This window comes from Streptomyces sp. NPDC111606, assembly GCF_055656945.1.
This window is the reverse complement of sequence record NZ_JBVKBY010000013.1, coordinates 97354-116733: the sequence shown is the minus strand read 5'-3', so window position 1 is coordinate 116733 and position 19380 is coordinate 97354. Positions and strand designations below refer to the sequence as shown.

At 71.3% G+C, this 19380-nt stretch carries 17 protein-coding genes; 12 read left to right on the top strand and 5 right to left on the bottom strand.

Translation table 11 applies throughout. From position 1 onward, the window contains the following. The first annotated feature begins 109 nt into the window (after window positions 1-109). On the top strand, window positions 110-1495 hold the full coding sequence (locus tag ACZ7M7_RS36890) for a transcriptional regulator (protein ID WP_383606710.1): 1386 nt from the start codon (window positions 110-112) through the stop codon (window positions 1493-1495). Between the two features lie 203 nt (window positions 1496-1698). Continuing rightward, window positions 1699-3525 carry a hypothetical protein gene (locus tag ACZ7M7_RS36885; RefSeq protein ID WP_472124719.1) on the top strand — a complete coding sequence of 609 codons (1827 nt, stop codon included), beginning with the start codon at window positions 1699-1701 and terminating at the stop codon, window positions 3523-3525. Window positions 3526-3565: 40 nt separating this feature from the next. Here the strand turns inward: ACZ7M7_RS36885 and ACZ7M7_RS36880 are convergent, their stop codons facing one another. Then, complete coding sequence (locus ACZ7M7_RS36880) at window positions 3566-4873, bottom strand: ABC transporter substrate-binding protein (protein ID WP_472124716.1); 1308 nt, start codon at window positions 4871-4873, stop codon at window positions 3566-3568. A 117-nt stretch (window positions 4874-4990) separates the two neighbouring features. On the opposite strand from ACZ7M7_RS36880, the gene ACZ7M7_RS36875 reads away from it, so the two are divergent. Continuing rightward, window positions 4991-5491 (top strand): SCO4402 family protein, encoded by a 501-nt coding sequence (locus ACZ7M7_RS36875; RefSeq protein WP_383606701.1) that lies wholly within the window; start codon window positions 4991-4993, stop codon window positions 5489-5491. A gap of 79 nt (window positions 5492-5570) precedes the next feature. Continuing rightward, a complete protein-coding gene (gene purU, locus ACZ7M7_RS36870) occupies window positions 5571-6452 on the top strand; it encodes a formyltetrahydrofolate deformylase (RefSeq protein ID WP_472124713.1) in 882 nt (293 codons plus the stop codon). Between the two features lie 167 nt (window positions 6453-6619). Here purU and ACZ7M7_RS36865 read toward each other — a convergent pair whose 3' ends face one another. Together ACZ7M7_RS36865 and ACZ7M7_RS36860 are read right to left on the bottom strand one after the other, a co-directional pair. Further along, entirely contained in the window at window positions 6620-7891 is a 1272-nt protein-coding gene (locus ACZ7M7_RS36865) for a zf-HC2 domain-containing protein (RefSeq protein WP_472124710.1), read from the bottom strand. 104 nt (window positions 7892-7995) lie between these two features. Then, window positions 7996-8580, bottom strand: coding sequence for a sigma-70 family RNA polymerase sigma factor (locus tag ACZ7M7_RS36860; protein ID WP_328426972.1), 585 nt, complete (start codon window positions 8578-8580; stop codon window positions 7996-7998). 347 nt (window positions 8581-8927) lie between these two features. Here ACZ7M7_RS36860 and ACZ7M7_RS36855 point away from each other — a divergent pair, with 347 nt between their 5' ends. Together ACZ7M7_RS36855 and ACZ7M7_RS36850 are read left to right on the top strand one after the other, a co-directional pair. Then, window positions 8928-9308, top strand: a complete 381-nt coding sequence (locus tag ACZ7M7_RS36855) for an STAS domain-containing protein (RefSeq protein WP_328880941.1) — start codon at window positions 8928-8930, stop codon at window positions 9306-9308. A gap of 177 nt (window positions 9309-9485) precedes the next feature. Continuing rightward, window positions 9486-9998, top strand: a complete 513-nt coding sequence (locus ACZ7M7_RS36850) for an EF-hand domain-containing protein (RefSeq protein ID WP_383606690.1) — start codon at window positions 9486-9488, stop codon at window positions 9996-9998. Between the two features lie 3 nt (window positions 9999-10001). On the opposite strand, the gene ACZ7M7_RS36845 is transcribed toward ACZ7M7_RS36850, so the two are convergent. Continuing rightward, the gene (locus ACZ7M7_RS36845) at window positions 10002-11510 is read right to left on the bottom strand and encodes a class I adenylate-forming enzyme family protein (RefSeq protein WP_472124706.1); all 1509 of its coding nucleotides are present in this window, start codon (window positions 11508-11510) and stop codon (window positions 10002-10004) included. Window positions 11511-11666: 156 nt separating this feature from the next. On the opposite strand from ACZ7M7_RS36845, the gene ACZ7M7_RS36840 reads away from it, so the two are divergent. The 3 genes from ACZ7M7_RS36840 (at window position 11667) to ACZ7M7_RS36830 (ending at window position 14649) form a co-directional block, all read left to right on the top strand. Continuing rightward, window positions 11667-12800: an acyl-CoA dehydrogenase family protein gene (locus tag ACZ7M7_RS36840; RefSeq protein WP_427845475.1), complete on the top strand. Its 1134-nt coding sequence runs from the start codon at window positions 11667-11669 to the stop codon at window positions 12798-12800. Between the two features lie 3 nt (window positions 12801-12803). Then, entirely contained in the window at window positions 12804-13679 is an 876-nt protein-coding gene (locus ACZ7M7_RS36835; protein WP_472124703.1) for an acyl-CoA dehydrogenase family protein, read from the top strand. Window positions 13680-14172: 493 nt separating this feature from the next. Then, window positions 14173-14649 (top strand): ATP-binding protein, encoded by a 477-nt coding sequence (locus tag ACZ7M7_RS36830; protein ID WP_383606678.1) that lies wholly within the window; start codon window positions 14173-14175, stop codon window positions 14647-14649. 399 nt (window positions 14650-15048) lie between these two features. Here the strand turns inward: ACZ7M7_RS36830 and ACZ7M7_RS36825 are convergent, their stop codons facing one another. Then, on the bottom strand, window positions 15049-15975 hold the full coding sequence (locus tag ACZ7M7_RS36825; RefSeq protein ID WP_383606676.1) for a cyclase family protein: 927 nt from the start codon (window positions 15973-15975) through the stop codon (window positions 15049-15051). A gap of 96 nt (window positions 15976-16071) precedes the next feature. Between ACZ7M7_RS36825 and ACZ7M7_RS36820 the strand changes: the two genes are divergently transcribed. The 3 genes from ACZ7M7_RS36820 to ACZ7M7_RS36810 all read left to right on the top strand — a co-directional run bounded on the left by ACZ7M7_RS36820 (window position 16072) and on the right by ACZ7M7_RS36810 (window position 19326). Continuing rightward, entirely contained in the window at window positions 16072-16983 is a 912-nt protein-coding gene (locus tag ACZ7M7_RS36820; protein WP_472124699.1) for an SDR family NAD(P)-dependent oxidoreductase, read from the top strand. Window positions 16984-17125: 142 nt separating this feature from the next. After that, on the top strand, window positions 17126-18277 hold the full coding sequence (locus tag ACZ7M7_RS36815) for an acyl-CoA dehydrogenase family protein (RefSeq protein WP_472124697.1): 1152 nt from the start codon (window positions 17126-17128) through the stop codon (window positions 18275-18277). After that, window positions 18277-19326 carry an alcohol dehydrogenase catalytic domain-containing protein gene (locus ACZ7M7_RS36810; protein WP_383626877.1) on the top strand — a complete coding sequence of 350 codons (1050 nt, stop codon included), beginning with the start codon at window positions 18277-18279 and terminating at the stop codon, window positions 19324-19326. The genes ACZ7M7_RS36815 and ACZ7M7_RS36810 overlap by 1 nt, the downstream gene beginning before the upstream one ends. Window positions 19327-19380 lie beyond the last annotated feature (54 nt).

Below are 19380 nucleotides of genomic sequence, written 5' to 3'. Positions count from 1 at the left end.
TCACGGCCGGAATCCTGCGGTGCACAGCCAGTGCCCCGGGCCGGATTCGGTGGTGGAGGACACATCAACTCGGTGCGTGGGCAGGCACCGCAGCCACAGGGGGTACGCCATGGCCGCAAGGCCTCTCGTCGCGCGACAGCCGAACGAACGGCTGCAGGCGCTCATCCAGGAAGCGGGCTGCTCGAACGCCGGGCTGGCCCGCCGGGTCAACATGTGCGGTGCCGAGCACGGTCTCGATCTGCGCTACGACAAGACGTCCGTGGCCCGTTGGCTGCGCGGACAGCAGCCGCGGGGACGGGCGCCGGCGATCATCGCCGAGGCGCTTGGCCGCAAGCTGGGCCGGACGGTCACGATCGACGAGATCGGCATGGCCAACGGCAAGAACCTCGCGTCCGGCGTCGGTCTCCAGTTCTCGCCGACGGTACTGGGAGCCATCGAGCAGGTCTGCGAGTTGTGGCGCAGCGACGTCGGGCGCCGGGACTTCCTGTCCGGCTCGTCCGTCGCCGCGTCCGCGCTGGTCGAGCCCAGCCGCGACTGGCTGATCTCGTCGCCCGACTCGCAGGTGGCGCGCTCGGCGGGGCCGCGGGTGGGGCAGTCCGATGTGCAGGCCGTGCGCGCGATGACCCAGGCGCTCGTGGACCTGGACCATCAGTACGGCAGCGGGCATGTGCGCCCGGTCGTCGTGCACTACCTGAACAGTGTCGTCTCCGGGCTGCTGGCCGGGTCGTACCGGGAGGCGATCGGGCGGGAACTCTTCGCCGCCGTCGCGCGGTTGACCGAACTCGCCGGGTACATGGCGATCGACACCGGGCAGCCGGGGCTCGCCCAGCGGTACTACATCCAGGCGCTGCGGCTGGCGCAGGCGGCGGGAGACCGGGGGTACGGCGGGTATGTGCTGGCCGCCTCCATGAGCCACCTCGCCGCGCAGCTCGGGAACCCGCGGGAGATCTCGCAGCTCGCGAGGGCGGCGCAGGAGGGGGCGCGGGGGCGCGTGACCCCTCGGGCGGAGGCCATGTTCTACGCGGCCGAGGCGCGAGGGCATGCGCTGATGGGCGACGCGCGCGCCGCCCAGGCGGCGTCCGGACGTGCCGTGACCGCGCTGGAGACGGCGGATCCGGAGTCCGGGGACGACCCGGCGTGGATCGCGCACTTCGACGAGGCCTATCTCGCCGACGAGTTGGCGCACTGCCACCGCGACCTCGGTCAGGCCGAGGCGGCGGCGCGGCGCGCGGAGGAGTCGCTGGCCGGCCTCCCGGAGACGAAGGCACGGCGCCGGGCGATCGGCTATGTGCTGCTCGCCACAGCGCAGGTGCAGCAGCGCGAGGTCGAGCAGGCCTGCCACACCGGTCTGAAGGCCGTGGAGCTGCTGGGGACCCTGCGTTCCAACCGGGGCGCCGAGTATCTGGAGGACTTCCAGCAGCGCCTGGAGCCCTATCGGGACGAGCCGGTGGTCAGGGAGTTCGGGGCGCGGCTGGACCTTCCGGCGGCGGCGTGAAACCGCGGGGTACCAGGGCGTGAACGGCAGGGAAATGAAGGCGACGGTGACGAAAGGGGGACGTATATAGCGGATGGGGGCCCGGGAATTGTTACGGCGGTCACAGGGACCCAGGTCACGTCCTGGGCGGCGTGGCACCCGGCTCGGCGGAGCCGGTAGCGTGACCCGACGATTCACAAGGTCCCCCATTGGTAGGAGTCCCGGTGACGCAGAGTGGACGGGGCGAGGAGCCCTCGGCGCGACCCGCGCGCGAAGGCATCGTGCTGCCCTCGGACGGTGGTGAGCCGCTGCTGCCGGGTATGACGGGCGCGCAGGCCGGCCGGCCGACGTCGGTGCCGGCCACGCCGCCGACCGCACCCCCGCCCTCGGCACCGCCCGGCGGGCAGGCCTGGGGCACCCCGTGGGGACCTGACCAGAACCAGTACCCGGCCCCGCCGCCGGCCGCGCCGGGCCAGGCCTGGGGCACCCCGCCCGACCAGTCCTGGGGCGGGCAGGAACAGCAGTACCAGTCGCCGCCCCCGCAGCAGTGGGGCGCGGCGCCGGACGCCGCCGGGGGCGTGCAGGGCGCGCCGTCGTACGGTCATGGCGACCCGGCCGGGTCGCAGATGCCCGCGCCGCAGCAGCCGTACGGGCACGGCGGTCCACCGGCTGCGCCGCCGCCGCCCGCGGGCGGTCAGGGGTACGCGAGTGCGCCGCTGCCGCCCGAGGGGCACGGCACGCACGGGGCGCTGCCGTCCGCCGGGGCGCAGACGTACGGCGCTCCCGGCCAGGGCGGCGCTCTGCCGTCCGCCGGGCACGGTGACCCGGCCGCGCAGTACGGAGCCCCGGGCTCCAACCCGTCCTTCCCCGAGGCCGGTTCGGGAGGCTACGCCGCCCCGATGCCCGCGGCCGACGAGGGCGCCACTCAGTACATACCGCCGGTCGCCGCCGCCCCAGGGGGCGCGGACGACCAGGCCACCCGTTACATACCGCCCGTCGCGGCGTCCGCCGCCGACGAAGGGGCGACGCAGTACATCCCGCCGGTGGGGCCGGGGGCGTTGCCGCCCGAGGCGCCCAGTGAGCACACGCAGGTCCTGGGGCGGGCCCGGCAGGGCGGCGCCGGGCCGATGCCGGCCGCTGCCGGGAACGATGCCGACGCCACCCAGTACATCCCGCCCGTGACGGGTCAGCCGGGCGGGGTGCCGCAGGCGGGGCAGGACCGGCAGCCGCTGTCCGACTTCGACAACCTCTTCCGCAGCGAGCCGGCCGGTGCGGCCCCCGCCGGTGCCACCCAGCAGATGCCGCGTATCCAGCAGCCCCAGCCGCGGGGCCGGCACGAGTCGGGGTACTTCCCGCCCGGCCCGTCCGGCCGGGGCACCGACGACGTCGGCCGCGGAGGCCGCGGTGGCGGCCGTACGGGATCCAAGGTGCCGCTCATCGCGGCCGTCGGAATCGGGATCGCCGTCCTCGGTATCGGTGCGGGCGCGATGCTCGCCGCCGGGGGCGGGGACGATCCGAAGGGCGACGACAACAAGCCCGTCTCCGCCACGGCCCCGGCGAACGAGGGTTCGGCGTCGCCGTCCGACGATCCGGCCGAGCAGCAGGCGATCGCCCTGGACAAGCTGCTGGCCGACAGCGGCAACAGCCGTACCGCCGTGATCAACGCGGTGGCCGCCGTGAAGACCTGCGACAACCTCGCTCAGGCCGCCACGGACCTGCGGGGCGCGGCCAAGCAGCGCAACCAGCTGGTCACCGACCTGTCCAAGCTCTCCGTCGACCAGCTCCCGAGCCACACCGAGCTGACCACCGCGCTGAACAAGGCGTGGCAGGCGTCGGCGTCCGCCGACAACCACTACGCGGCGTGGGCGGACCAGGTGGCGGCCAAGAAGGGGCAGCTTTGCAAGAAGGGCCAGGCCCGCTCCACCGGCCAGACCCAGGCCGGCAACCGCGCCAGCGGCACCGCCAGCACGGAGAAGAAGACGGCCGCGCAGCTGTGGAACACGATCGCCAAGAAGTACGGCCTGACCGAGCGCCAGCCCACCCAGCTGTAGTACGGGGCGGGGACGTCGACCGCCCGGAAGGGCCGGGCGGTCAGTTCACGTCGGCGTTCTGCAGCGTGCTCGTCACGTCGATGAAGCCCTTGCGGGCCGCCACCAGCTGACCGTCCCGGACGACCTGGAGAGTCACCTTGCGGTTGACGAGACGGGGATAGCCGACGGTGGCGAGGACGTCCTGGAACTTCCACTGCAGGGCCGGTGTGAGCCCGCCCGTGGAGACCTTCAGGCCCTTGTTCAGCGCCCCTCGTACGGAGTTGGCGGTCACTTCGGCGTCGCCCAGCGACTCGACGACCTTCTTGAACACCGTGTAGGCGATCCAGGTGGTCTGCACGCCGGCGTCCGCGGGGTCGATGCGGTTGTCGCCGAAGGCCTGCTCGCTGATCACCTTCTTCATCGCGTCCCAGCGCGGGTCGCTCGTGACCGGGTACCAGGCGGAGATGTACGAACCGTCGTACACCGACGCCCCGCCGGTCGTGTTGATCACGGTCTGGTCGACGCTGCCGAGGACGGCGGCGGTGCGCACGTCGCGGTAGTCCTCGCGGGAGCGCCGGAAGGAGTCCATGAAGGTGCTGGTGCGGTCGCCGAGGGCGGGCACCACACAGCCCTTCTCCACCAGGTCGGTGGTGGCGTACTCCAGCGCCCGCTCCGACTGGCTCCCGTACTCGGTGGCGTCCTCCGCGGCCAGCTGGTCGGCCGAGGACGAGTGCCTGCCCGCCCGGAGGCCGGAGTCGAGCAGCGGCGGCAGCTCGTCGCCCGCGATGCTGTCGGGGCGGACCAGCGCCACGGGGCCGCACGAGCGGGCCAGTTCCCTGCCGAGGCCCGCCAGGAGGGTGGGCTGGCCGCCGTTGACGGGGTAGGACAGCGGGCTGGTGAACTCGGCGTTGGTGACGCCGTAGCCGCCTATGTACGGGATTCCGGCGCTCTCCAGCGAGGGCAGGAAGGTCTCGCCGAACTGGCTGTAGGAGCCGATGACCGCGACGGCGTTCTCCTCGACCGCGCGGTCGGCGCACCGCGCCGCGGCCACGCTGTCGTTGCGGTCGTTGCAAGTGAGGACCTCGAGCTTGCGGCCGCCGAGGCCGCCGTGGGCGTTGATCCAGCGGGCGTACGCCTGCGCGAAGGCGGGCATGCCGGGTTTGTTGGTCGCCTTGGTGCCCTCCGGGGCCCAGGTCATGACGGTGATCGTGTCATCCCCGGCGCCCCCCGTGGCACCGGGGATGACCCCGCATCCGACGGCGAGCGACGCACACGCCACCACGGCAGCCGCAGAGCGTGTGGCTGCTCTGACGGGCCGGTCGGTGATCGTGGGGAGGAGCGTGCTGCGGGTGCGTCGCCTGCCGGTCATGGACACGCACGATTCCGCCACACAACAAACCGCGGCATCACCCATGGTTATCAAGGGGTGACCGGAAGGTGAATTACGGGGGCTGGTGAGGCCGCTGTGGCGGAGAACGTACGATCGATGACCGTGCAAGGTTCGGATAGCTCTTCCCGTCGCGCCCGTCGCTCCTCCACCATGGGCGGCATGCCACTCAACGACATGCCGTGGTGGCGCTGGCGCAGCAATGTGCGCTCCGCGCTGCACATGCTCTCCGACCAGACGTTCCAGCGGGACGTCTGGCTGGCCGGTGTCGACGGGTACGGCGACGTCACCGACGCCGTGTACCGCCTCGTCGAGGACACCTGGCTGGACAACTGGTCCGCCGAGAAGTACGTCGGCACGATATTCCGGGACTCGCAGGAGGCGGCGCTCGTCGACACCGCCGTGCTGCGTGTGCTGCGGATCATGCACCAGGTCGGCCCGGACGCCGCGGTCTCCGCGTACGTACAGAACGAGGGGTGGCCGGAGGCGGTGCGGGCGGCGCGGGACGCGCATGTCCGGATGGCCACGGCCGACGGCGAGGACCCGGACGCCCCGCCGCGCACCCTCGAGGTGCTGCGGATCATGACGCGCTCCGCGTGATCATGTCCGGGCCCGGTGAGCGGTCCGCGTAACGGGACGACTGCCCGCCGAGGGGGCCGGATATGGGACCCTGTGCTGCATGAACCAGCAGTCCACCCGAGCCGCGGTCCCCGCCGACCAGTACGTCCTCATCCTGTCGTGCCCCGACAAGCAGGGCATCGTGCACGCCGTGTCGAGCTACCTCTTCATGACCGGCTGCAACATCGAGGACAGCCAGCAGTTCGGTGACCACGACACGGGACTGTTCTTCATGCGCGTCCACTTCTCGGCGGAGTCGCCGGTGACGGTGGACAAGCTGCGGGCGAGCTTCGCGGCGATTGGGGACTCCTTCCAGATGGACTGGCAGATCCATCGGGCCGAGGAGAAGATGCGGGTCGTGCTGATGGTCAGCAAGTTCGGGCACTGCCTGAACGACCTGCTGTTCCGGGCGCGGATCGGCGCGCTGCCGGTGGAGATCGCCGCCGTGGTGTCCAACCACACGGACTTCGCGGAGCTGGTGGGGTCGTACGACATCCCCTTCCACCACATCCCGGTGACGAAGGACAACAAGTCCGAGGCCGAGGCGCAGATGCTGGAGCTCGTGCGCGAGGAGGGTGTGGAGCTGGTCGTGCTGGCCCGCTACATGCAGGTCCTCTCGGACGACCTGTGCAAGCAGCTGAGCGGGCGGATCATCAACATCCACCACTCCTTCCTGCCGAGCTTCAAGGGCGCGAAGCCGTATCACCAGGCTCACGCCAGGGGCGTCAAGCTGATCGGCGCCACGGCTCACTACGTCACCGCTGATCTCGATGAGGGGCCGATCATCGAGCAGGAGGTCGAGCGGGTGGGGCATGACGTCACGCCGGACCAGCTGGTGGCGATCGGGCGCGATGTGGAGTGCCAGGCGTTGGCTCGGGCCGTGAAGTGGCATGCCGAGCGGAGGATTCTGCCGAATGGGCGGCGGACGGTTGTGTTCGCCTAGCAGCTCGGGGGCTTCTGTCTCGCGGGCGGCTGCAGCCAGTCGGTGGCTTGTCGCGCAGTTCCCCGCGCCCCTGAAGGCGCGTCCACTGCACGTACCTCAAGGGGCGCGGGGAACTGCGCGAGGAACCACGAACCACCCGCAGCCGCCGACGAAACCGCAACCGCCCCTTACATCCGGCTCAAGCTCGCCGCAGCGAACAGCACATCCCTGATCGCCTCCCGGTCACCTACCTGCCCGGCCGCCGCTTCCGCCGGAGGCACATGTCCCGCCGCCAGCCGGCAGAACTCCGCGCCGTCCAGGGCGACATGCGCCACCTCGTGCTCGGCGGAGCCCACCGCCGCCGGGGAGTCCAGCGGAATCAGCCACTCCCCACCGCCGGAGCCCTCGATCTCCAGGCGCAGGCTACGGCCGGGCTCTCCCGCCGGGACGAGATGGCGGTGCCGGTCGGGAGACGGCGCCGCAAACCCGGCCCGGCGCCGCGCGGCCAGCACCGTCGGCAGCATGCGGGCCGCCAGATCGACCATGTGGTGCAGATCGCGGCCGACCGGCGCCTCGTACGGATAGTCCACCGCGTCGGCGATGTCCTCCGCGTGCACCCAGCACTCGAAGGCGCGGTCCAGCATCGCGTCGCGCAGCGGCAGCTCGAAGTCGCCGTAGGCCACGGACAGTTTGCCGGTGCCGCCGCCCGCGAAGGACACCGTGCGGACCAGGGCGTGGGTCTGTTCGCGCCAGGGTGCGCGCACGGCGCGGGTCGGCGGGAAGTGCGAGGCCCGCCAGTACGCCTCCGTGCGCCCGGACGGGGTCGGCCGGTCCGCGGCGACGTCGCCCATCGGGTCCTGCAGGCCCAGCGCGAGCGCCACCAGCCCGTCGACCGTCAGCAGATGCGCGATGACGCCCGCGACGGTCGTACGGCGGCTCGTCGGCTCGTCCTTCTCGAACCACCGCAGCCGCACGGGCGCGTGCCACTCGGCGTCCCCGAAGTCCTGCAGCAGGGCGTCGAGGCGGGCCGTCTCGGCGTCGTACGGCGACGCCCACTCGGGCACCGGGATGCGCGGCGGGCGGCGATCCAGGCAGCCCTGCAGGACGCGGGTGCGCAGGGCCGGGTCCAGGTCGAGGCTCTCGGCGGGGTGCAGCAGGCCCACGGCCTCGCGCAGCCGCCGTGCCTCGTCCGCGCAGGAACCGCAGTCGCCGAGGTGCTCCTCCACGGCCGCCGTCTCCTCCGGCGAGCAGGCGGCCAGCGCCCAGGCGCCGAGGAGTGCCTTCAGGACGCGGTGCTCGAGGACGAGCGGGGCGGCCGGGCGGGGCGTGGGGGTGCCGAGGTCCCCCAGGGCGGGCAGGGGGCGTCCGGTGTCCTCGACGGAGGCGCGCGGGAGCGGTATGCGGGGCGGCTGGTCGGGGGCCGGCTTCGGGTGCTGTTCGTCGCCGTTGCCGCTGCTCATGCCGGAGGCTCCGCGGGGGAAATCTCCGGAGCTGTTCTCCTCCTGGTGCTTTTCATGATCCTTGTCCGGGGTGGGGTCAGGGGAGGAGTTGTCGTGCGCCTCGTTCACACCGCACCCCCGTATCCCGGTGGCGCCCCGGGGGCGGCTCCCGCGTCGTGGGCGGTGGACAGCAGCTGCAGGCCCAGGCGCAGCCGGCGGCGGGCCTCGTCCTCGGTGACGCCGAGGTCGGCGGCGGTCTGGCGGTAGTCGCGGCGCTGGAAGTAGGCCAGCTCCAGGGCGGCGCGCAGCGGGACGGGCATGGACTGGACGATGTAGTCGGCGCGGGCGGCGACCGAGGCGTGCCGCACCTTGCGCTCCAGCTCCTCGGTGGAGCCCCGGCCGGCCTGGACGAGGGCGGCGGTCTCGGTGGCGCGCAGCCGCTGCACGGCCAGGCGGTGGGTCAGCGTGGCGACCCAGGAGCGCAGCGGGCCCTGCCTGGGGTCGTAGCTGTCCGGGTGCTCCCAGACGTGGGCGAAGACGTCCCGGGTGATGTGGTCGGCGGCGCGCTCGTCGCCCAGCACGGTGTGGGCGAGGCCGTGCACGAGCGAGGCGAACCGGTCGTAGAGCTCGCCGAGGGCGGCCGCCTCGCCGCGCGCCAGGCGCTGCTGCATCTTGCGGTCCCAGCGGGGCAGTGCGTCCTTCTTCGCCATCAGGCCCCCCTCACCGGTCCGCCCGGTCCAGCGTGCGTCCTTCGTCCCCCCGAATGTAGTCGGCACGTCCGACAGCGCACGCCCCTTTGTCGCAATGTGCGCCCCTTGAAGAGTCATGGCTGGTGACGTACCTCGCACTCGTGATAGAGGAGCTTGCGCCCGCCCTCGCACCCGCTCGGCTACCCGACCATCGTGCGATCAGACTCGATCGAACAGGATCGAATGCGATTGAAACAAGCCTTTTCTGATCGGTGACCGTTTTCTGGACGGTGTTTCAGGGAACAGCCGCTGGGCAGCCGCGCTGCAAGGAAGCGTAGGTATCGCTTCCGGTTCGGCGAGCGAGGGGCGTGGTGGTGACGTTGAAAGTGACCGGCGGCGAGCGAGGCGACTGGGCTGTGCTCCAGGTGTCGGGCGAGCTGGATCTGGTGACCTCGCCGGTGATGCGTCAGCACATCCATGACGTGGTGGCCGAGGGGCGCCACAGTCTCGTCCTGGACCTCTCCGAGGTCCTGTTCTGCGACTCCAGCGGCGTCGGCGTCCTCATCGCCGCCCGCCGGCTGATCCGCTCCTGCCAGGGCAGCCTGCGGCTGATACTCCCGGCGCAGGGCGCGGTGGACGGCTCGCACGTGAACCGAGTGCTGGGGGCGCTGGGCGTGCGTCGGCTCTTCGAGGTGTACCCGGACGTGGCGGCGGCGGTCGCGGACGACGCCCGGCCGCTGTCGGCCTGAACAGCCCCGGTCCGGTCGGTCCCCCGAAAGACCCGGAAGCCCCGCAAGTGCCACACCGTTGTCCCAAAATTCCCCCGGTCTTGGCACAACCGCCGCTTTCCGGCGCCCGGACGGCTCCCGGCGTCGTACGCTCCGTGGCAGATGCACCCCACATGACGTAAGGCGGCCCGATAAGACATGGTCAGCAGCGAGTACGAGCGCAGGATCGCGGCCCGGTTCGCCGGCTTCGACCAGGACGGCAACGGCTACATCGACCGCGAGGACTTCAACGCGGCGGCCAAGGCCGTGCTTGCCGAGTTCGACACCACCGCCCGTTCCGACAAGGGCCAGGCGCTCTACATCGGCGCCGAGGCGTTCTGGCAGGGCATGGCCGGGATCGCGGACCGGGACGGCGACCAGCGCATCACCCGCGAGGAGTTCGTGAACGGCGCGGTCAAGCGGCTGCGCGACAACCCGGACCGGTTCGCCGAGATCGCCCGCCCCTTCCTGCACGCCGCCCTCGCCGTGGCCGACCCCGACGGTGACGGATCCGCCACCGTCACCGACACCGCGCGCGTGCTCGGCTGCCTCGGTGTGGCCCAGGACGTCGCCCGGGCGGCCGCCGCCTCGCTCGACACGGACGGCGACGGCAAGGTGACCGAGGACGAGACCGTCACCGCGTTCGCCCGCTACTTCACCGTCCCCGAGTGACCGCTAGACGGACTTCGAGAAGCGCTCCCTGAGCTTGTACTTGAGCACCTTGCGCAGGGTGTCGTTGCGTGGAAGGGCGTCCACCACCTCCAGCTGCTCCGGCAGCTTGTGCGTCGACAGCCCTTCCCCGCGCAGATACGACGTCAGCGCCTCCAGGGTCAGCTCGTCGGCGCCGGGCGGCTGTTCCACGACCGCGCACACGCGTTCCCCGCGCGCCGCGTCGGGCAGCCCGATGACTGCCACGTCCCCGACCGCGGGATGCCGGTGCAGCAGGTCCTCGATCTCCTTCGCCGAGATGTTCTCGCCCTTGCGGATGATCACGTCCTTGAGGCGGCCGGTGAGCACCAGATGCCCGCTGTCCGTCAGCCGCCCGAGGTCACCGGTCCGCAGGAACCCGTCCTCGTCGAAGGCCGACGCCGTCTGCGCCGGGTCCAGATAGCCCCGGCAGACCGCCTCCCCGCGCAGCCGCACCTCGCCGTCGAGGATCCGTATCTCCATCTCGCGCGGCGGCCGTCCCTCGGTCGTCGCCAGGTTCCACGCCGTGTCGTCCGGCGCCCCCATCGTGATCATCGGCACCTCGGTCATGCCGTACCCGTGGGTGAGCTGCACCCCCATCTCACGCACCACGGCGTGATACAGCTCCGGCGGCTTCGGCGCCCCGCCGCCCGCCAGCAGCCGCAGCGAGGGGACGGCCTTCTCACCGGCCGGGAGCTTGCGCTGCTCCGCCAGGAACATCGAGTAGAACGCAGTGGACCCGCCCGCGATCGTCACCCCGTGCCGGCGGTACCCCTCCAGCGCGGCCGGCAGCGCGAACTGCTCGAACATCACCGCGGGGAAGCCGTAAAGCAGCAGCATCACCATGTAGTCCGGGCCGCCGATATGGGCGTACGGGAAGGCGATCGAGCCCACATCGGCGGACGTGGGGCGCAGGGCGTGCGCCAGGCAGGAGCCGCCCGCGATCAGTGAGCGGTCGGTGTGCAGGACGCCTTTGGGGTCGGACGTCGTTCCCGAGGTCCAGTAGATCCAGCGCACCGAAGTGCCCTCGGCGGGCGGCGGGGGCAGGACCGCGGGATCGCCGTCGGGCAGGGTGTCGTACGCCTCGAAGATGCCCTTCGCGCCCAGGCGCCGTGCCATCTCGGTGTGGTCGAAGCCGCGCCACTCGCCCGGCACCGCGAAGAACTCCGCCTTCGACTCCCGCAGCGCGAAGCCCACTTCGCGGTCCCGGTATAACGGGATGACCGGCGACTGCACGGCACCGAGGCGCGCCAGGGCGAAGGACAGCAGGGCCGTCTCGACACGGGTGGGCAGCTGCCAGGCGACGACCGTGCCGGGGCGTACGCCCATGTCGTACAGGCCGGCGGCCACCCGCTCGGCACGCGCGCGTAGGGCGCCGAAGGACAGCGTGCGGTCCTCCTGGAGGAGGGCGGGGCGGTCGGGGGTGCGGTCGGCGCGGCCGGTGACCAGGTCCCAGAGGGTGCGCGAGGAACTCAGGGCGTGAGCGGTGTCGTTCATGACAACCCCCTGCGTCAGCTGACGGTCAGTCAGATCGTGGGCAGAGCGTAGGGCTCACCGCCTTGTCGGTCCAGGGGTGCGGGTCTAGCCTTCCGGTGGCAATGCAATCTGACGCTGCGTCAGATACGTGCTCTTCCGGCGGAGGGGGACCGGCCCGTGGATCTGGCGTACACGCCCGAGGAAGAGGAGTTCCGCGCCCGGTTGCGGGAGTGGCTGCGCCAGGCGCTGCCCACGCTGCCCCCGAAGCCGTCCCCCGACGACTGGCCGGGGCGCCGTGCCTACGACCTCGGCTGGCAGCGCAGACTCCACGACGCCGGATACGGAGACGTCCACTGGGGCGCCTCCCCGACCGTGCGGCTGATCTTCCTGGAGGAGACCGAGAAGGCGGGCGCGCCCTATGTGGGGGCCGGGTTCGTCGGGCTGCTGCACGCGGGGCCGACCATCGCGGCCGAGGGAACGGCCGAGCAGCGGGCCCGCTGGCTGCCGCCGATCCTGCGCGGGGACGAGGTCTGGTGCCAGGGCTTCAGCGAGCCGGACGCCGGAAGCGACCTCGCGGCACTGCGCACGCGCGCGCGCAGGGACGGCGACGACTACGTGGTGAGCGGGTCCAAGATCTGGACCTCCCATGCCGAAGTGGCCGACTGGTGCGAGCTGTTGGTGCGCACCGACCCCGAGGCGCCCAAGCACCGCGGGATCAGCTGGCTGGCCATGCCCATGGACGCGCCGGGCATCACCGTACGGCCGCTGAAGACCCTGGCCGGGTCGGCCGAGTTCGCCGAGGTGTTCCTCGACGAGGTGCGGGTGCCGGTCGTCAACCGGGTCGGGGCCGAGAACGACGGCTGGCGCGTGACGATGGTGACCCTCTCCTTCGAGCGCGGTACGGCCTTCGTCGGCGAGGTCGTCGCATGCCGGCGCGTACTGCGCGAACTCGCCGTCGAGGCCCGCAAGAACGGGCGCTGGGACGATCCGGTGCTCAGGCGGCGGCTGGGGCGGCTGAACGCCGAGTTCCGGGCGCTGTGGCGGCTGACGCAGTGGAACGTGAGCGAGGCGGAGCGGACGGGTGGCGTGCCCGGAGTCGGGGGTTCGGTTTTCAAACTGAGGTATTCGCACGCCCGTCAGGAGCTCTACGACAGCGCGGCCGACGTACTGGGCCCGGACTCGCTGGACCTGGACCGGTCATGGGTGCTCGACCGGCTGTCCTCGCTGTCGTACACGATCGCCGCCGGCACCTCGCAGATCCAGCGGAACATCGTGGCCGAGCGGATCCTCGGACTGCCGAAGGGGCGATGACGGATGCGTTTCCAACTGACCGAGGACCAGCTCGCGTTGCGGGGCGGCGTGCGCGAGCTGCTCGCGCGGCGCTTCGGGCCGCAGCAGCTCAGGGCCGCCACCGACGAGCCCGGCCGCCTGGACCGGGCGCTGTGGCGGGAGCTGGGCGCGGCCGGGTTCTTCGCGCTACGGCTGCCGGAGGCGCAAGGCGGCGTCGGACTCGAGCTGCCCGAGTCGGTGTTGGCCTTCGAGGAGGCGGGGCGGACGCTGCTGCCCGGGCCCCTCGTGGCGACACACCTCGCCGCCGGGACGGTGCCGGGAGCGGCCACCGGGGAGACGGTCGTGGCGGCCGTCGGCAACGGGCTGGTGGAGTGGCTGGAGCAGGCGGACGTCGTACGGGGGGACGCGGCGGGGGCCGTACTCCTGCGGTCGGTGGACCCGCTGACGCCCCTGCACCGGGTGCCCGGGGCCGTCGCCGTGGACCCCGTCGCCGTCCTCCTCACCGCGGCCGAGCAACTGGGCGGCGCCACACGCGCGTGCGAGCTGGCCGTGCAACACGCCCGGACGCGTGAGCAGTTCGGGCACCCGATCGGAGCGTTCCAGGCGATCAAGCACCTGTGTGCGGAGATGCTCGTGCGCACCGAGACGGCCCGTGCCGCCGTCTACGCGGCGGCCGTCACGGCCGACCCGGCCGACATCCACGCCGCCCGGCTGCTCGCCGACGAAGCTGCCGTGCGCGGGGCCCGCGACTGCCTCCAGGTGCATGGCGGCATGGGGTTCACCTGGGAGTTCGAGCTCCACCTGCATCTCAAGCGCGCGTGGGTCCGGACGCACCGTGCGGGCGAAGCTACGGAAAGTGAGGAGAGTCTGGCCGCCGAACTCCTCGCACAGCCGATCTAAGAGCCCCTGGTCTGCGGCATCGCCCAAGGCGCCTGCACGGATGTCGCGGATTGTGGCATACCGGAATTACGGAGCGTTGATATCGGGTTGTGTCCTACGTGTGACTCGTCACGGCCTGGAGTCGGCGGTCCGCTCCGGTACCTTGTGTGAGATGCGAGTGGTTCCGAGCACGAGCCATCCCGGAGTTGCCCTTGAGGCGGCCCCGGATCCGGCGGTGCTCGCCGCTGCTTGCGGGGCGGGAGGGCACTCTGTCCCCGCCTGTTCGACTCCCCACGACAAGCGTCGCACAGTATGCCGCAGGGGTACTCCTTCGCGCTGGAATATGCCCGAAGCGCTTGTTGGGGTGACTGTACGTCAACCATGCTGTCAGCTAAGGGATTCACGTTGCGTGACCCTGGCTTTGGCCATTGTTCTGGCCATGAAAAGAATGGCTAGGATCGTGGCCCTCGTGAGGCGCGGGGCTATGTGTCCGCCGGTTCGGATGGTGTGAGCGGTGCAGGTGCTTCAAGTGCAGCTGGAGATCCGGCCCGATCCCGCTGAGGTGGGACGAGCCCGGCGGTGGGCCCGCTCGCGGCTCGCGGGTTCCGGGATAGAGGCCGACGAACCGCTCGCCGAGACGCTGATCCTGCTCGTCTCCGAACTGGTCACCAACGCCGTGGTGCACACCGGTTGTCCGGCCGTGCTCCGGCTGTCGCTGCAGGGAGCAGCACAGGGCTGCGCCACCGTGCGGCTGGAGGTGGCCGACCGCAGTGACCGTGCGCCCGTGCCGCGATGCGTCGACGGCGACGCGACGGGCGGCCGCGGACTCGCCCTCGTCGACGGCCTCGCCGACCGCTGGGGCTGGAGCTCCGAGGGTGCCGGCAAGCGGATCTGGTGCGAACTGGACCGTGGCGCGAAGGCGCAGGGGGCGACCTCCGCCTACGGGAGCGGGGCCTCGGCCTATGAAGGGTTCGCCTACGAAGCGGTCTGACGGCGCACGGGGCTGCAATTTCACCGAATCCGGTGCACGGTTGCAGAACGCGCTGTATCTCCAGCTCGGGCGAGCATCGATGCGCCTGGACATGCTCCTATGCGCGTCTCCTGCAAATAGGGCGTAAGTAACAAATCCCCGACTGGGTGTTGACGCCGCGTATTCGGTTGATCACGCTGGTGGTCAGCGATTCGCCGCGAGGGGACGACGAGGGCTTCGGTGACGGAGGCCCTTGCCGAGTGTGGGTCGTGATTCGGCGTCGGTTCTCCCGGGGGCCAGGAGGGCAGGGGCGGGCACGCCGGAGTCGGATGGCGGCGCGCGGTGCCGTGCTCGGGGCGGATGGGGGCACCTCCCGCTCGGGTGGAGCCGATTGGGGAGCCGCGCCGCCAACCGGCCTCGTCAGAGCACGGCCACGGGTGCGACCGGAGTCCCCGTACCGCCGACGAAGGGTTCGGGCATCGCCGACAGCAGGAACGCATAGCTGCCCTCTTGTCCACAGGCTGTGGACAACTCTTCGAGATTCCAGTTCTGACCCTGGATCATCCCCATTTCCACCAGGTCCAGCGCATGCACGGGCAGCCACAAATCATCTTTCTCGGGCGGAAAGATCTCAAACGTGAGGGTGTCGTTCGCGACGGCCGCCACATCGCGCGCGTGGAACCACTCCGGTGTACGGATCGACAGGCCGGGCGACGGATAGCCGTACGCGTGCTTGTCGCCGGAGAGATAGACCTGAACCTGCCCCGTCCTCACGAGCACGATGTCGCCGCCACGCACGCGCGTGCCCGCGAGCTCCTCTGCCGCCTCCAGGTCCTCCGGCGTGACCGCGTGTCCGCCGTCGAGTCGCGTGACGCCACGCGCGCGGGCCACGTCCAGCAGCACCCCGCGCGAGACGATGTGCCGCGCCTTGTCTATGCCGCTGAACTCGGCGCCGCCGTGCGGGGTGATGGTGTCGGCGGGGCGGCCGTTGTAGAGCCGGCCCGAGTGCGAGACATGGGTGAGTGCGTCCCAGTGGGTGGCGGCCTGCAGGCCCATGGTCACGGCGTCGTCGCTGCAGGCGACTGTTCCCGGGCCGAAGATCTCCTGGTTGATCTGCACCATGGCGTGCAGCGGGTTGATGCGTCCGGGGATCATCCCGGTCTGCACACCGTCCTGCTGGAGGGGCAGCGCGAGGGGGATGCGACGGCCCGTGCGGACGCAGGCGGCGGCCTCGCGTACCACCTCGTCGGTGATCAGGTTCAGGGTGCCGATCTCGTCGTCGGCGCCCCAACGGCCCCAGTTGTTCACGCGCTTGGCGATCTCGTGAAACGCGTCCGGCAGTGACATGAGTCCTCCCCGGGGGCTTGTCTCCGTGTATCTGACGGGTCGTAGAATCAAGTCGAATCTAACGGACCGTCAGAAACTGCGGGAAGGGGCCGGGGTATGGGGAACTTCTTGGCAGGCAAGGTCGTCGCCGTCACGGGCGCCGGGCGGGGCATCGGCCGGGCGGTCGCGGTCGCGGCTGCCGCCGAGGGTGCGCGGGTCGTCGTCAACGACTACGGGGTGTCGGTGGAGGGCGGCTCGCCCACGAGCGAGATCGCCGAGGCCGTGGTCAAGGAGATCGAGTCGGCCGGCGGGGAGGCGGTCGCCGTCGCCGACGACATCTCCACGATGGCGGGCGGCCAGCGGCTGGTCGACGTCGCGCTGTCGTCGTACGGGCGCCTCGACGGGGTCGTCTGTGTCGCCGGGATCCTGCGTGAACGGATGCTGTTCAACATGACCGAGGAGGAGTGGGATCCGGTGATCGCCACTCATCTGAAAGGCACGTTCACCGTGTTCCGGGCCGCTTCGGCGGTCATGCGCAAGCAGCGGGCCGGGACGCTGATCGGGTTCACCAGCGGCAACCATCAGGGGTCGGTGTCGCAGGCCAACTACAGCGCGGCGAAGGGCGGGATCATCTCGCTGGTGCGGAGCGCTGCGCTGGGCCTGCACCGGTACGGGGTGACCGCCAATGCGGTGGCTCCGGTGGCTCGTACGCGGATGTCGGCCGGGGTTCCCATGGAGCTGGCGGAGATCGGGGAGCCGGAGGACGTCGCGGCGCTGGTTGTCTACCTGCTCTCGGACGGGGCGCGGGAGCAGGGCGTGACCGGGCAGGTCTACACGGTCGCCGGGCCGAAGATCGCGGTGTGGGCGCAGCCGCGGGAGCTGCGCTCGGCCTATGCGGTGGAGGGTTGGACGCCGGAGCGGATCGCGGAGGTTCTGCCGGGATCGGTGGGCGTGGACCCGATGCCGATGCTGGAGCGGGTGCTGGAGATGAGGCGGGCTGCGGCGGAGGGGTCGCGGCCCAACGCCTGAGAGCTCGAGCGCGAAAGTTGTAGGGCGGCCGCGGGTGGTTCGTGGCTTGTCGCGCCCACCCCGGCGGAGCCGCATATCGACACAGCCCCGCGCCCCCGAAGGAAGGGCGTTGTTCCTGGCCGGAAACTACAAGGAGACCCCTATGGACTTCGGGTTCGCGGCGGAGGACGAGGCGTTTCGTGCGGAAGCGCGGGCGTGGCTCGGTGAGTACGCCAAGGATGCTCAGGATCGCCGCAGTTGGGAGAAGGTGCTGGGCAAAGGCGGGTGGATAGGGCTCGGTTGGACCGAGCACGGGTACGGCAACCGGCGCGCCACCCTCACTCAGCAGGTCGTCTGGGCCGAGGAGTACGCGCGGTCGGGGGCGCCGGCGAGGTCGGGACACATCGGGGAGAAGCTTCTGGCGCCCACGCTCGTCGCGCACGGGACCGAGGAGCAGAAGGCGCGGTTTCTCCCGGCGGTCGCGGCGGGGGACGAGTTGTGGTGTCAGGGGTACAGCGAACCCGGCGCCGGGTCGGATCTCGCGGGGGTCCGGACCAAGGCCGAGCTCGGGCCGGACGGGGTGTACCGGGTCACCGGGCAGAAGATCTGGACGTCTCTCGCCCATGAGGCCGACTGGTGTTTTGTGCTCGCCCGTACGGATCCCGAGTCGAGCCGGCATCACGGGCTGACCTTTCTTCTTGTGCCCATGGACCAGCCGGGGCGGATAGAGGTGCGGCCCATTCGGCAGATGACGGGGACCAGCGACTTCAATGAGGTGTTCTTCGACGGGGCACACGCCCGCGTGGAGCACGTCGTCGGGGGCGAGGGCGGTGGCTGGCGGGTCGCGATGAGTCTGCTCGGGTTCGAGCGGGGGGTGTCGACGCTGGCCCAGCAGGTGGGCTTCGCCGCGGAGTTGGCGCGGGTGGTGCGGGCGGCCGTGGAGTCCGGGGCGGTCGAGGATCCCGTGGTGCGTGAGCGGCTTGAGCGGCAGTGGGCCGAGCTGCGGGTGATGCGGTGGAACGCCTTGCGCACCCTGGGGCGGTCCGGGGACGCGGGAGCGCCCAGCGTCGCCAAGCTGCTGTGGGGTGGCTGGCATCAGCGGCTCGGGGAGCTGGCGGTGCTGGTGCGGGGCGCGGCTGCCGGGGTCGGGCCCGCGGAGTGGTCGCCCTCGGCACCGTACGAACTCGACGAGGCGCAGCAGCTGTTCCTCTTCTCCCGGGCCGACACCATCTACGGCGGGTCCGATCAGGTTCAGCGCACGATCATCGCCGAGCGCGTGCTCGGTCTGCCCAGGGAGCCCAAGGGGGTCGTTTGATGCGCGGTGTGCTGTTCGACGGCAAGCAGGTGCAGGTCGTGGACGATCTGGAGGTGCGGGAACCGGGGCCAGGCGAGGTGCTGGTCGCGATCTCGGCGGCCGGGCTGTGCCACAGCGATCTGTCCGTGGTGGACGGGACCATTCCCTTCCCGGTTCCTGTGGTGCTGGGCCATGAGGGCGCGGGAGTCGTGGAAGCGGTGGGTGGGGGAGTCACCCATGTCGAGCCCGGGGATCATGTGGCTCTGTCCACGCTCGCCAACTGCGGTACGTGCGCGGAGTGCGACCGGGGGCGGCCGACGATGTGCCGGCAGGCGATCGGGCGGCCGGGGCGGCCGTTCCGGCGGGGTGAGCAGGCGGTGTTCCAGTTCGCGTCCAACTCCGCCTTCGCGGAACGGACCGTGGTGAAGGCCGTACAGGTGATCCGCATCCCGAAGGACATTCCCATGCCCGCTGCCGCGCTCATCGGGTGCGGGGTGCTGACGGGCGTGGGCGCCGTGCTCAACCGGGCGAAGGTGGACCGCGGGGACAGCGTGCTCGTGATCGGTACCGGCGGTATCGGCCTCAACGTCCTTCAGGGCGCGCGGCTCGCGGGTGCACTGCGGATCGTCGCCGTGGACGCGAATCCGGCGAAGGAGGCGGTGGCGCGGCAGTTCGGGGCGACGGACTTTCTGACCTCGACGGAGGGCGTGCGGGAACTGCTGCCGACGGGGGCGGACCATGCCTTCGAGTGCGTGGGGCGGGTGGAGCTCGTCCGGCAGGCCGTCGACCTGCTCGACCGGCACGGGCAGGCAGTTCTGCTGGGCGTTCCGCCGGCCGGCGCCGAAGCCTCCTTCGTCGTGTCCTCCATGTACCTCGACAAGTCCATCCTGGGCTGCCGGTACGGGTCGTCCAGGCCACAGCGGGACATCGCGCTGTACGCCGAGCTGTACCGGGACGGGCGGCTGCTGCTGGACGAGCTGGTCACGCAGACGTATCCGGTCGAGGAGTTCGAGAGGGCGGCGGCGGATGCGGAGGCGGGGAAGGTGGCGCGCGGGGTGCTCACCTTCTGAGCTCCGGTCCGTGCGGGGCGGTTCGCTTGCGCGGGGACGGCTGAACGACGTTTT